Origin of the sequence: Providencia sp. PROV197, assembly GCF_028479625.1 — a bacterium.
GTDB lineage: Bacteria > Pseudomonadota > Gammaproteobacteria > Enterobacterales > Enterobacteriaceae > Providencia > Providencia vermicola.
On record NZ_JAMPNZ010000025.1, the window covers coordinates 1 to 13,451 of the forward strand.

Annotated in this window: 13 protein-coding genes; 3 read left to right on the plus strand and 10 right to left on the minus strand. The window is 41.3% G+C overall.

Annotation, left to right across the window (positions count from 1 at the left end; translation table 11 throughout):
* Window positions 1-98 precede the first annotated feature (98 nt).
* From hemG to pepQ, 4 genes are read right to left on the minus strand one after another with little or no spacing between them, the layout of a single operon-like run.
* Window positions 99-623 (minus strand): menaquinone-dependent protoporphyrinogen IX dehydrogenase, encoded by a 525-nt coding sequence (hemG, locus tag PR808_RS14935; RefSeq protein ID WP_206086359.1) that lies wholly within the window; start codon window positions 621-623, stop codon window positions 99-101.
* A gap of 48 nt (window positions 624-671) precedes the next feature.
* Window positions 672-2,123, minus strand: coding sequence for a Trk system potassium transporter TrkH (gene trkH, locus PR808_RS14940; RefSeq protein ID WP_206086358.1), 1,452 nt, complete (start codon window positions 2,121-2,123; stop codon window positions 672-674).
* A 28-nt stretch (window positions 2,124-2,151) separates the two neighbouring features.
* The gene (locus tag PR808_RS14945) at window positions 2,152-2,766 is read right to left on the minus strand and encodes an IMPACT family protein (protein WP_206086357.1); all 615 of its coding nucleotides are present in this window, start codon (window positions 2,764-2,766) and stop codon (window positions 2,152-2,154) included.
* Complete coding sequence (pepQ, locus tag PR808_RS14950; protein ID WP_206086356.1) at window positions 2,766-4,100, minus strand: Xaa-Pro dipeptidase; 1,335 nt, start codon at window positions 4,098-4,100, stop codon at window positions 2,766-2,768. The genes PR808_RS14945 and pepQ overlap by 1 nt, the downstream gene beginning before the upstream one ends.
* Window positions 4,101-4,357: 257 nt before the next feature.
* Between pepQ and fadB the strand changes: the two genes are divergently transcribed.
* Both fadB and fadA read left to right on the plus strand, forming a co-directional pair.
* Window positions 4,358-6,550, plus strand: a complete 2,193-nt coding sequence (fadB, locus tag PR808_RS14955; RefSeq protein ID WP_272539565.1) for a fatty acid oxidation complex subunit alpha FadB — start codon at window positions 4,358-4,360, stop codon at window positions 6,548-6,550.
* 4 nt (window positions 6,551-6,554) lie between these two features.
* A complete protein-coding gene (fadA, locus tag PR808_RS14960; protein WP_206086354.1) occupies window positions 6,555-7,721 on the plus strand; it encodes an acetyl-CoA C-acyltransferase FadA in 1,167 nt (388 codons plus the stop codon).
* Between the two features lie 347 nt (window positions 7,722-8,068).
* On the opposite strand, the gene fre is transcribed toward fadA, so the two are convergent.
* The 3 genes from fre to pepE all read right to left on the minus strand — a co-directional run bounded on the left by fre (window position 8,069) and on the right by pepE (window position 11,091).
* Window positions 8,069-8,770 (minus strand): NAD(P)H-flavin reductase, encoded by a 702-nt coding sequence (gene fre, locus PR808_RS14965; protein WP_206086353.1) that lies wholly within the window; start codon window positions 8,768-8,770, stop codon window positions 8,069-8,071.
* A 10-nt stretch (window positions 8,771-8,780) separates the two neighbouring features.
* Window positions 8,781-10,253 (minus strand): 4-hydroxy-3-polyprenylbenzoate decarboxylase, encoded by a 1,473-nt coding sequence (ubiD, locus tag PR808_RS14970; RefSeq protein ID WP_206086352.1) that lies wholly within the window; start codon window positions 10,251-10,253, stop codon window positions 8,781-8,783.
* A 112-nt stretch (window positions 10,254-10,365) separates the two neighbouring features.
* Window positions 10,366-11,091, minus strand: coding sequence for a dipeptidase PepE (gene pepE, locus PR808_RS14975; RefSeq protein ID WP_206086351.1), 726 nt, complete (start codon window positions 11,089-11,091; stop codon window positions 10,366-10,368).
* 163 nt (window positions 11,092-11,254) lie between these two features.
* On the opposite strand from pepE, the gene rfaH reads away from it, so the two are divergent.
* Window positions 11,255-11,752 (plus strand): transcription/translation regulatory transformer protein RfaH, encoded by a 498-nt coding sequence (gene rfaH / locus PR808_RS14980; protein WP_206086350.1) that lies wholly within the window; start codon window positions 11,255-11,257, stop codon window positions 11,750-11,752.
* 77 nt (window positions 11,753-11,829) lie between these two features.
* Here the strand turns inward: rfaH and tatC are convergent, their stop codons facing one another.
* The 3 genes from tatC to tatA are packed head-to-tail and all read right to left on the minus strand — an operon-like array spanning window position 11,830 to window position 13,443.
* Window positions 11,830-12,594 carry a Sec-independent protein translocase subunit TatC gene (gene tatC, locus PR808_RS14985; RefSeq protein ID WP_206086349.1) on the minus strand — a complete coding sequence of 255 codons (765 nt, stop codon included), beginning with the start codon at window positions 12,592-12,594 and terminating at the stop codon, window positions 11,830-11,832.
* A gap of 3 nt (window positions 12,595-12,597) precedes the next feature.
* The gene (gene tatB, locus PR808_RS14990) at window positions 12,598-13,158 is read right to left on the minus strand and encodes a Sec-independent protein translocase protein TatB (RefSeq protein ID WP_272539566.1); all 561 of its coding nucleotides are present in this window, start codon (window positions 13,156-13,158) and stop codon (window positions 12,598-12,600) included.
* Window positions 13,159-13,161: 3 nt separating this feature from the next.
* Window positions 13,162-13,443: a twin-arginine translocase TatA/TatE family subunit gene (gene tatA / locus PR808_RS14995; protein WP_206086347.1), complete on the minus strand. Its 282-nt coding sequence runs from the start codon at window positions 13,441-13,443 to the stop codon at window positions 13,162-13,164.
* Between the last annotated feature and the right edge of the window lie 8 nt (window positions 13,444-13,451).

The following is a 13,451-nucleotide window of genomic DNA, read 5'->3' on the forward strand; positions in this document are numbered from 1 at the left end:
ACGAAAAAATCTCGCAAGTGTTTTTTTGATATTTTCCACTGACAGCTTAATAATTAAACAATTCGTATAAAAAAAATATGATTTGTTGATAAATCACACTATAGATTATCAAACTCAATCGCAAAGTATGAAACCTTCTCCCAATTGGTGTACTCAATTTCAGTATTAGGGTCTGTTGGCCCATCTGTCATTTTCATAATGAGACGGATCATTACTTTATCGAACCATTTATAGCGTGGGTAAAACAACGCCCCCGCAAAAACAGACTTCAATGCTGGCTTCCAAGGACAAACCTCCAGAAACTTACGCGTATAAGCATTTGTCTCTACTGTGTTCTTACCTTCTTTCCTTGCTGTTAGGTTCACTGCAAAGAAAGCGGTCTTCATTGAATTCAGCTGGCTTTGATGAGAAGTCGCGAAACGCTGAAGTTTTTTATTGAAATGCCCATAACGGATAGAAGCCCCTACCAGCACCTTATCATAAGCAGATAAATTAAAATTTTGCTCTGTATTCAAATCGCGAATATCACATTCTCGGCCTAAGCTACGTAATTGCTCTGCTATTTTTAAAACAATTTTTTTTGTCTGCCCATCCGTACTGGAATGTAGAAGTAAATAACTCATTATCGTTCCTAGATTTTTATCATTTCTATATAGCAATATTGTACTGAATTACTCACGCCAAAACGTTGGAGTCAGTAACACTAATAAGGTAAACACTTCTAAACGACCAAATAACATAGTAACGACCAAAATCCATTTACCCGCTGGATTCATACTTGTGAAGTTATCCGCTACTGTGCCTAACCCTGGTCCTAAGTTATTCAATGTAGTCGCAATCGCAGAAAACGCTGAAAATTCATCGACACCTGTTGCGATAAGCAATAAGAGGCTGACAACAAAAACCAATGCATACGCTGAAAAAAAGCCCCAAACAGCCTCTATTATACGTTCAGGAAGTGCTCTTTGCCCAAGCTTGATGGTATAGACTGCATTTGGATGTACTAGTCGTTTTAGTTCGCGGGAACCTTGTAAGAACAATAATAAGATACGGATAACTTTTAAGCCGCCCCCCGTTGAGCCTGCACATCCACCAACAAATGCTGCACACAATAAAAGCATTGGCAAAAATAGCGGCCAACCAGAGAAGCTATCTGTCGTGAAGCCCGCCGTTGTGGCCATCGAGACAACTTGGAAAAAAGCCTGATCAAGTGTTTGACCAAAACCGCCGTAGACAGAGTGATACATCAATATCGCAGTACAAACCACCACGAGGACAAACTGGAAGCTGATAAACATCTTAAATTCAGGATCGCGCCAATAAATACCGAGGCTTCGCCCAGTTAAAACTGCAAAGTGCAAACCAAAGTTACACCCCGAGATAATAAGGAAAACACCAATAATGGTATTAATTGCGGGGCTATTAAAGTAACCGATGCTGGCATCGTGGGTAGAAAACCCACCAATAGCAATTGTTGAAAAGCTATGGGAAATCGCATCAAACACATCCATCCCAGCTATCCATAACGCAATTGCACAGGCTATCGTCAATAAGACATAGATAAGCCAGAGTGTTTTGGCTGTTTCCGCAATTCGAGGACGCATTTTATTGTCTTTCAATGGCCCTGGCATTTCTGCACGATAGAGCTGCATTCCCCCAACACCTAACAGGGGAAGAATAGCAACTGCAAGCACGATGATCCCCATCCCCCCAAGCCACTGCAACATTTGTCGATAAAATAAAATTGCTTTAGGTAAAGAATCAAGTCCTGTTAATGTTGTTGCTCCAGTCGTCGTTAAGCCAGAAAAGGATTCAAAAAAGGCATCCGTCACTGAAAGGTTTGGCCTTTCAGAGAAAATAAACGGTAATGCTCCCACACTGCCCAATACGGTCCAAAATAAGACAACAATAAGAAAGCCTTCTTTCGCTTTTAATTCATGTTTGCTATTACGCGTAGGTAACCATAAAAATAGACCAATTAATAATGCCGTAACGAAAGTCTGGCTGAAGGCTCGCCCTGCACCATCGCGATAAATTAACGCGACAATACCAGGAATAACCATGGTAAAAGAAAAAATGATGACAAGCAGCCCGACAATACGGGTTATTGCACGAAAATGCATTCGGCAGGTTCCTTGCTAAAGCGATTGACTATTCCGATTCTGGCGTGAGCGCTAAGGCACCACGGCTTATATCGCGTAATTTATCATTGACCTCCTGCTCAAGGGTAGCAGGAATTGTAATTTGCAAAGCAACAACTTCATTATAATCACTGTGCAAGATCACGCCATTGACCTGAGCAAGCAGCTGTTCTATTGCATTAATTAGCGAATAATCACACACTAAATTAAACACTTTTTGTGGGACTTTGGTTTGTGTCGATAGTATTTTCAGCGCTTGTTGTGCGCCATTACCATAAGCTTTAACTAGCCCACCAGTACCTAATTTGATCCCACCAAAATAACGCACAACCACACAAGTGATTTCCCCTAGTTGACTACCTAAGAGCTGCGCCATAATAGGTTTACCAGCCGTCCCTGTAGGTTCCCCATCATCGGAAAAGCCCAATTGTTGAGAATCGTCAGGGCGGCCAGCAACGAATGCCCAGCAATGGTGCCGAGCATCGGGGTATTGTGCTTTAATCGATTGAATGTAATCTTTCGCCGCTTCAATACCCTCGGTATGAGCTAAGTAAGTAATAAATCGGCTTTTTTTAATTTCTTCTGTAAAAGAAATCGTTTCTGCCGGTATTAAATAAGGTTTCATTAACGTAAATGCAGGTCTCGAGTCATATTTTCGATACGGTTAGCATGGATCACGATATTATCTTCAATACGAATACCACCGTATGGCTTAAAGAACTCAATTCTATCCCAATTAAAATGCTGACTAAACTCACCCGCTCTCCACGATAAAAGCAGAGATTCAATGAAGTAAAGACCTGGTTCGATAGTTAACACCATTTTGGGTTCTAGAACACGAGTACAACGCAAGAAAGGATACATTTTTGGTGCTGCAAGATGTGTCCCATTGTCGTCTTGCATAAATCCAGCTGCATCATGGACCTGCAGACCTAATGGATGCCCTAAACCATGAGGTAAAAATGGTGTAGTTAAACCATTCTCAACCATTGATTCTTCACTAATACCATTAACAATATCATGTTTCACAAGGATTTTTGCTATACGGTGATGCATATCCACATGGTAATCAGTGTAACGAACGCCCGCTTTAATTGTGTCGATAAGAGAAAGCTGCTCTTTATTAACGTCCGCGACTAATTCAGCAAATTCATCCTTGCCTTTTGCTGCATACGTTCTCGTGATATCAGCCGCATAACCGTTATATTCGGCGCCTGCATCAATCAAGAAACTCCGTAATTCAGCAGGAACGGATTGCTGTAATTTAGTGTAATGGAGCACTGCTGCATTTTCATTCAATGCAACAATATTGCCATACGGCACGTTAGTATCACGGTGGCCTGTTGATTGTAAGTAGCTGACATTAATATCAAACTCACTCATTCCAGCACGGAAGGCTTCCAATGCAGCAAGATGGCCATTTACCGCCATTTTTTGCGCTTCACGCATGCAATACAGTTCGTAGTCTGTTTTATAGGCACGATGAAAATGGTAATAATCTAAGACTGGCTTCGGATTAATATTATCTAAAGAGATGCCTAAAGATTCGGCTCTTGCTGCCGCTGAACCAATATAAGCAACATTCTCTTTTGGTAAACTGGCCAGGAACCCTTTGATATCATCTGCATTTTTTAGATGAATCAGTTCGACATCTTTCGTCCAAAAGCCATTTGGAAGTGGCTCAACACTGTGCCAATAATCAACGGGTGAGTAAAACCATAATTTAGGTTTATTAACGCCGTCAACTAATAACCAAGAGTGGGGGACATCCGTAACAGGAACCCAAGCCTTAAAGTGCGGATTAACCTTAAATGGGTAGTCACTATCATCAAGAAAGATGCGAAGTGGTTCACCCGAATGAATCAATATGGCATCTAATTTGCTGCGCTGTAAGACTTGCTGAGTTCTGTTTTGTAACGTTTTAATATGATCAGCGTAGAGTGCAGTCAGTTTTTCCATTTCCTTCAACCTTTCAGCATTAATTAGAAAATTCAAGCTTATCACGTTCTGTTCTTAACGGATATGCACTCCGTTGCAAATCCAAACTAATTAATTGATAAATAATAAAAATATCATTTTAAAACAACAGTATTTCACTTAATTGCTGTGACCAAGATTCCAAATTTGTTATTAACCGTTTGCAATTAATTAACATTCTAGTCACACTAAAATCATCTGGTCGTACCAGATAACTTTTTCATGTAAAGGAGAACAGAATGCTTTATCAAAGTGAAACAATCTATATTCAATGGTTGAAAAAAGGTATTGCAGAACTGGTTTTTAATTCACCAGGGCCAATCAATAAGTTGGATACCCACACCGTTGCTTCACTGGATGAAGCCGTGTCTGTTCTTGAGCGTCAACCTGATCTGCAAGGTGTTATTTTCCGCTCTGACAAATCTGCTTTTATTGTCGGAGCTGATATCAAAGAATTTCTCTCATTATTTGAAGCACCGAAAGAAACCCTCAGTGAATGGCTGAAATACGCTAATAGCATCTTTAATCGCATTGAAGATCTCCCTGTTCCTACAATTTGTGCAATCAATGGTTATGCACTTGGTGGCGGCTGTGAGTGTGTTTTATCAACAGATTTTCGTATCGCATCCCCTGATGCTCGTATTGGTTTACCTGAAACGAAACTTGGTATCATGCCAGGGTTTGGTGGCTCTGTTCGCTTGCCAAGGTTAATTGGTTTAGATAGCGCGCTAGAAATTATTACTGCAGGCAAGGATGTCAGCGGGCCTCAAGCACTCAAATTAGGGTTAGTTGATGCCGTAGTTGAAACCGAAAAATTGCCACAATCTGCTTTAGCCATTATTGAATCAGCCATTGCGGGTAACATGAATTGGCAGAAGAAGCGTCAACCTAAACTGGCCCCTCTTCAATTAAGCCCACTTGAGCAGACCATGAGCTTTAATGTTGCGAAAGGCATGGTGTATCAAGTTGCAGGAAAACACTACCCAGCACCAATGGCGGCAGTCAATACCATCGAGAAAGCAGCGAATTGCACTCGCGATGAAGCGCTAAAACATGAAACAGCAGCTTTTGTCCCTCTCGCTCACAGTGATGTTGCCCGTTCATTGGTCAGTATTTTTCTTAATGATCAACAAATTAAATCCAATAGTAAAAAACTGGCTCAAAATGTTAAAGCGCCAACTCAAGCCGCTGTTTTGGGTGCAGGTATTATGGGTGGAGGGATAGCTTACCAATCCGCCAGTAAAGGTGTGCCAGTTCTAATGAAAGACATCAATGAGAAGTCTTTAGATCTTGGTATTGAAGAAGCCCAAAAACTGTTAAATAACCAGTTTGAGCGGGGGCGCATTAGTGCAGCTAAAATGGCAACAACTTTAGCCGCAATCCACCCTTCATTATCTTATAATGGTATTGAAAATAGCCAAATTATTGTCGAAGCTGTGGTTGAAAATCCCAAAGTAAAAGCCGCCGTGCTATCTGAAGTGGAATCACTTGTTTCACCAGAAACGATACTGGCATCTAATACTTCAACAATTCCAATTTCCACATTGGCTCAATCCTTAAAACGCCCTGAAAACTTTTGTGGAATGCACTTCTTCAACCCTGTACACCGAATGCCTTTAGTGGAAGTTATACGCGGTACACAAACGTCTGACGATACTGTCGCAAAAGTCGTTGCCTATGCGAATAAAATGGGCAAAACACCAATTGTGGTGAACGATTGCCCAGGTTTCTTTGTGAATCGTGTTCTATTCCCTTATTTTGCAGGTTTCAACTTATTACTCCAAGATGGCGCGGATTTCAAAGAGATCGACAAAATCATGGAAAAAGAATTTGGCTGGCCGATGGGCCCTGCTTATTTACTTGATGTCGTTGGTATCGACACCGCCTTCCACGCTGAACAAGTGATGGCGCAAGGTTTCCCTGAGCGAATGAGTAAAACGGGTAAAAATGCAATTGATGTGATGTATGAACAACAGCGCTTTGGCCAAAAGAACGGGAAAGGCTTTTATCAATACGAAAAAGATAAAAAAGGGAAACCTAAAAAAGTCAATGACCCACAAACTGATGAACTACTGAATTCTATCTGCAAAGTTAAGCGTTCATTTACGAAAGAAGAAATTATCGCTCGAATGATGGCACCAATGATAAACGAAGTCGTTCGTTGCTTAGAAGAAGGCATAATCCAAAGCCCTGCAGATGCAGATATTGCACTAGTTTATGGCTTAGGCTTCCCTCCATTTAGAGGTGGCGTGTTCTGTTATTTAGACACACTCGGTAGCCAATCATACTTAAAAACTACGGAAGTATTAGCATCATTAAGCCCGCTTTATCAGGCACCTGAGGGCCTAAAAGCAAAAGCGATGACTAATGCTACCTATTACCCACAACCGCCTGTTGTGGCTATTGATCTCAAAAAAGTTGCGAGGGGTTAATTTTATGGAAAACGTCGTCATTATTGATGGAATACGCACACCAATGGGCCGTTCAAAGGGTGGAGTATTTCGCCATGTTAGAGCTGAAGACCTTTCTGCGCACCTTATGAACGCAATTTTTGAACGCAATCCTAATGCAAGTAAAAAAGAATTAAATGACATTATCTGGGGATGTGTACAACAAACTTTAGAACAAGGTTTTAATATTGCAAAAAATGCCGCTTTATTAACGGATATTCCTCATACAGTGCCTGCTGTCACGGTTAACCGCCTTTGCGGTTCATCAATGCAGGCGGTACATGATGCGAGCCGGTTAATTATGACGGGTGATGCAAATTCAGTCTTAATTGGTGGTGTGGAACATATGGGGCATGTGCCTATGACACATGGCATCGACTTTAACCCTAGACTTACATTGCGAGTAGCAAAAGCCGCAGGAGCAATGGGGTTAACCGCAGAAATGCTAGCCAAAATGTACAAGATTAGTCGAGAAGAACAAGACGCCTTTGCACTTAGGTCTCACCAACTTGCCGCTGCTGCCACAAAAAATGGAAAGTTCGCCAATGAAATCGTAGCTATTGAAGGGCATGATGCTGATGGGAATCTTATTTCCGTAAATTATGACGAAGTCATCCGCTTAGACGCGAGTCTTCAAGGGTTAGCCGCCCTTCGCCCTGCCTTTGATCCTGTAAATGGTACAGTAACTGCGGGGAACTCATCTGCTTTATCAGATGGCGCATCCGCCATGTTACTTAGTAGCGAAAGCTATGCGAAGCAACATGGCATAAAACCGAGAGCTAGAGTCAGGGCAATGGCCGTTGTTGGCTGTGATCCATCTATTATGGGATTTGGCCCTGTTCCTGCGACTGAAATGGCGCTAAAACGAGCAGGCTTATCTTTAAATGATATTGATATTATTGAGTTAAATGAAGCATTCGCGGCTCAATCCATCGCATGTTTAAAAGGACTGAATATTGCTGAAAGCCTCATCGATGAGAAGGTAAACCTAAGCGGAGGGGCTATTGCGCTGGGTCACCCATTAGGTTGCTCTGGAGCAAGGATCACTACAGCATTACTGAATCAGTTAGAGCAAAAAGATAAGCAATTTGGTTTAGCCACAATGTGTATTGGTTTTGGTCAGGGTATCGCCACAATTATTGAACGAGTTTAATACCCCTTTCGTCAAACATTGCATTTTGTCGATGTTCCCGCCTAGTCAGGGGCGGGTTTTTTTTGCCTTTTTTGCCAAATACCCGTGAGTCGTCTGCCATAATTTCGACTAATAGTTGGCGACAAAAAATTATTTCAAAGCGTTTTAACCTTGAAATGACTGTAAGAACTAAGTGAAGTCCCCCTGCAATCTGCAACACTGCCATATTAAATAATATACCAATGCAGGTTTACCCCTCATAGTTCAGATTATAGATAGATAGCGAGCAAAGATATTCCTAGAAGCGTAGATAACTACATGACTAGGGGAGCTAAGTGAAGCCCCCCTACAATTTGAAATATGGCCGGTTAAATAAATTCGTAGGCATCACCAAACAAGCGTTCAACTTTAGCTCCACGCTCATTACAAAAACGATCCCTCGCGCTTTTCGCCATCTCAAAACGACCTGCAATATAAATGTCATGTTCTGAAAGGTCGCCAAAATCCTCTAATACTGCGCTAAGAACTGTCCCTGTACGGCCTCGCCATAATTCATCGGGTTGTTCAACAACAGGAACGACTTTTAGACTAGTGTATTTTTCACTCAGCGCCTGAAGTTCACCAAGATCATACAAATGCTCTAATTGACGCCCCCCCCAATAGAAGGTGATATCCCGTTGAGGGTTTTCAGCTAAAGCGGCAAGTAATATTGAATGGGTATAAGAGAACCCCGTTCCCCCCGCAATTAAAATCATTGGGCTTTGACTGTCTTCACGAAACCAGGCTTTGCCATGGGGAATATCGATATCGATGCGTTGTTGATCTAAAATCCTATCCATCACCGCCATGGCATATAAATTAATTTCAGAGGCACCAATATGCAGCTCGATTGTGCCTTTGGTGCAGAGTGTGGATGCCATTGAAAATGGTCGTTTATCTCGCTCATCCATCACAACCATCAAATATTGACCAGCTTTAAAATGAAAGGGACCATCTGGCAACAAAATAACCCGATAAACCGTATCCGTGATTGATTCGACAGATGTGACTTTACAGCTTAAAGTTGCCATGCTTTCCCTCTTATTTTTCAAAAATTTTCAATTGTTCCCAGATATCATCAATGCGAGATTTAACGCTTTCCGTCATGACAATTGGGCGGCCCCATTCACGGTCTGTTTCACCTGGCCATTTGTTTGTCGCATCAAGCCCCATTTTTGAACCTAAACCAGACACAGGGGAAGCAAAATCAAGATAATCTATTGGGGTATTTTCCATCATAACCGTATCTCTAGCAGGGTCCATACGCGTTGTAATAGCCCAAATAACATCCTTCCAGTCACGTGCATTGATATCATCATCGCAAACAATAACAAATTTAGTGTACATGAACTGACGCAGGTATGACCAGACCCCCATCATGACTCTTTTTGCATGCCCTGCATATTGCTTTTTCATTGTTACAACCGCTAAACGGTATGAACACCCTTCGGGGGGGAGATAAAAGTCGACAATTTCAGGAAATTGTTTTTGCAAAATTGGCACTAAAACCTCGTTTAGTGCTTCACCAAGTACCGCTGGCTCATCAGGTGGGCGGCCAGTATATGTTGAGTGATAGATAGCATCACGGCGTTGAGTAACATGAGTGACTGTGAACACAGGGAAGTTATCTATTTCATTGTAATAACCCGTATGATCGCCATAAGGTCCTTCTGGCGCCATCTCACCAGGTTCAATATAGCCTTCAAGGATAATTTCAGCACCAGCAGGTACTTCAAGATCATTGGAAATACACTTAACCACTTCCGTTTTATTACCGCGTAATAAACCCGCAAAAGCGTATTCAGATAGCGTGTCTGGCACAGGAGTAACTGCGCCTAAAATCGTTGCTGGATCAGCACCCAATGCAACAGCTACAGGAAACTTTTCCCCTGGATGTGCTTGGCACCATTCTTGGAAGTCTAATGCACCACCACGATGAGACAACCAGCGCATGATCACTTTATTTTTACCAAGGACTTGCTGACGATAAATACCGAGGTTTTGACGCTCTTTGTGTGGCCCTTTAGTGACAGTCAACCCCCACGTAATAAGTGGTGCGGCATCTTCTGGCCAACAATGCATAACTGGAATTTTAGTTAGATCAACATCTTCACCCGCCCAAATTTGTTCCTGACACGGAGCTGAGCTTAAGCGCTTAGCAGGCATATTCAAAACTTGTTTGAATTTAGGTAACTTATCGAATAAGTCACGGAAACCCTTCGGAGGATCAGGCTCTTTTAAGAATGCGAGTAGCTTGCCAACATCATGCAAGGCTTTAATGTCTTCTTGCCCCATTCCCATTGCAACCCGCTTGGTTGTCCCAAACAAATTACATAGAACAGGCATATTGTAACCTTTTGGATTTTCAAATAATAAGGCCGGTCCCCCTGCTCTTAGGGTGCGATCTGCAATTTCAGTCATCTCCAAATAGGGATCGACTTCCATTGTAATGCGTTTTAACTCGCCTTGCTTTTCCAGCTGCGCGATAAAATCTCTAAGGTCACGATATTTCATTATCTTCTTTTACTATTACAGAGGGAGTCTCATTATAAGACGTCCGGCCAAGGTTACAAGTTACTGTCTAAATCATTTAAAAATCAATATTTTTCTGGTTAAGTATACCATTTTACTGGCAATCAAAAGGGACTAATTTTTCTAATAATAATGTATCGAACTGCTCTGGGAATGTTTTGTTGTGCTGAAATAATTTAAAACCTTCATTCTTACCACTAAAATAATGGAGTTCATTCCCTTTAATTTGCAAACCGCTACCTTCTCGAAGCGCAACAACCACTTCATGTGGGTTAATTACGCAAAACTCTTGTAGTCTTTCATCACGTGTTTCCCCCATATGCCCAGAAATATGTGCATCAATGTAATGTGGGTTAATTTGTAATGGGAAGAGCCCCAAAGATGGCATAATAGCTGCATTACTCACAGGCATATCATTGGTTGTGCGAATACTTGGTGTTGCTACATTACAACCTGCACTCCAACCAATGTATGGAACACCACGCTCTCTGACCGCACGTTGAATCGCCACAATCAAACCATTTTCATGTAGGCACTTGTTTAACCACCAAGTATTACCACCGCTAACCAGAATACACTCTGCTTGTTCAATGGCTTCAACTGGGCTAGAAAAATGCTCTATAGTCGTTACTTTAATGCCTAGTGCTTCTGAAAGTTGTTCTGCACGCTCATCATGGGATCCACGGAGAACAGCATATGGAACGAGAACAGCTGATTTGATATTTTTACGGGTAAGTGTTTCTTTAATTCGAGGTAAAGCATAGCTTAACCAAACTGAGTTTCCTGGTAATTTACCATTACTCAACAAAAAGATATCCATTGTGTCTCCTACAAACTTAGGTTCTATATTACAGTGTTCATAAGCCGCAGCTTGATGATTTTAACTTACAGATATGAATAATATTGTGCAGAGGTTCATTAGTCACATTGTTCTGTCGTAATTTGTTATCATAAACATATTATTGTCATACGAGATTCAAAAAATGGAAAAATGGTACCTGCTTTATTGCAAACGAGGCCAAATTGAACGTGCTATTGAGCATCTAAATAGACAGAACGTGCTCTGTATGACTCCCATGACTGAGATGGAAAAAATTGTTAGGGGTAAAAGGACAACGGTGCAAGAAGCATTATTTCCGAATTACTTATTTGTAAAGTTTGATCATAACGAAATTCATACTACGACGATTCAATCCACTCGGGGTGTTAGCCATTTTATTCGTTTTGGCCAATTACCGACTGAAGTACCAGAAGAAGTGATTGAGTTATTACAGCTGACTCCAATTACCCATATGGTTGCACCAGACCTTCCAAAATCAGGCGATAAAGTGACAATTACAGAGGGTATTTTTGCAGGAATTCAAGCTATCTTTGATGAGCCTAATGGAGAGTATCGTTCAATTCTTCTATTGAATATTTTAAACAAAAATGTCCCAAAAGTGCTCGAAAATACGCAATTCAAAAAATCACCTGAGCTGTAATTCAAGACAATAAAAAGCCCATCATTAATGGGCGTTTTATTGTCAGTAAAATCAGGAGCTCGATGCATCTATTAAGGTTAAGATTCTTCTTTTTCATCTTCCTCTTCTTCTTGACGCTTCCTTCCTTTACCTACGTAGAAATTAGAAAGTAAAACACCAAGCTCAAAGAGCAAGTACATGGGCACTGCAAGTAGCGTTTGAGATAATACATCTGGAGGCGTTAAGAACATCCCGACGATAAATGCCCCTACAAGAATGTATGGACGTTTACGCTTAAGTGCCTCAGGGGTAGTGACCCCAGTCCAACACAGTAAGATAATGGCAATAGGCACCTCAAAAGCCGCACCAAACGCCATAAACAAAGTCATAACGAAACTAAGGTACTTACTGATATCAGGAATGAAGTTAACGCTATCTGGCGTTGTTTTAACAAAGAAGCCAAATGCTAGTGGGAAGACAACAAAATAAGCAAATGCCATTCCAAGATAAAATAAAAAGCTACTTGAAACCAGCAGAGGTAACATCAATTTACGCTCATGCTTATAGAGTGCTGGTGCAATAAATGCCCAGATTTGATAAAGAATAACAGGTATCGATACAAAAACCGAGACCATCATTGTCAATTTAATCGGGGTAAAAAATGTTGATGCCACATCAGTCGCACTCATTTGCGAACCCACTGGCAGCTTATCAATCAAAGGGGCCGCAACGAGACGGTAGATATCATTTGAAAAATAAGCAAGTGCAGCGAAGACAATTAAAACTGTTATTAAACAGTTTAATAGCCGTTTGCGAAGTTCAATGAGGTGGCTAATAAGTGGTTGTGTATCATTTACAGCCATGTGTTATTTTTCACTTTCGGTTTGATTCGAGTTTTTAGCTTTAGTATCTTGCGAGTCTGTTGTTGCTAAAGCGACTGGCTCATCAGTTTTTGCTGGTTCCTCAGTTTCAACTTCCTCAACAACAGCAGCCATTTTAGCCGCATACTCAGGATCTGGATCCGATTCTTGCGTCTGTTCAGTGCTGTTTTTCGCATCTTTGACAGCTGTATCATAGCTATCAGTGATTTCTTTAGCTTTATTTAACTCTGTTTCAATATCATTAGTTGTTGCTTGATAGCCACTTTTCAGTGACTGAGCTGCTGTCCGCAGTTCTTCCATAGACTGCTTCAGTTCAGGAGACAGCGCTTCTAGATTAGCTTTCTCCTCAACTTTTTTCAGCGTTTCTTGCAATTCCTGTAATTTCAGCTCTTGCGATAGCTCATTTTGTACATTAGCAGCCATTGAGCGCATGGTACGAATCCACCCAGCAACGGTTCTCACCGCCACAGGTAAGCGCTCAGGCCCTAATACAACAAGACCGATGACAGCAACAAGCAACAGTTCACTAAAACCTATGTCAAACACGGTTTAACCCTGCTCTTTGTTTTTGCTCTCAACTGGGCTTTCTTTTTTCTCTGCAGCCTGTTGTTCCGTAATATTTTTAGTCGCAAAATCAGCATCTTGCTTTTCTTGTTCTACTTTCGCTTTTTCATCATCACTCATCGCTTTTTTAAAGCCTTTGAGTGATTCACCTAAATCAGAACCTAAAGAACGTAATTTTTTGGTGCCGAAAATTAAAATAATAAGCAAAGCAATAATAATGAGTTGCCAAGGACTACCAAAAGCAGCCATTGCAATAGTTGATTCCATTGTTAATA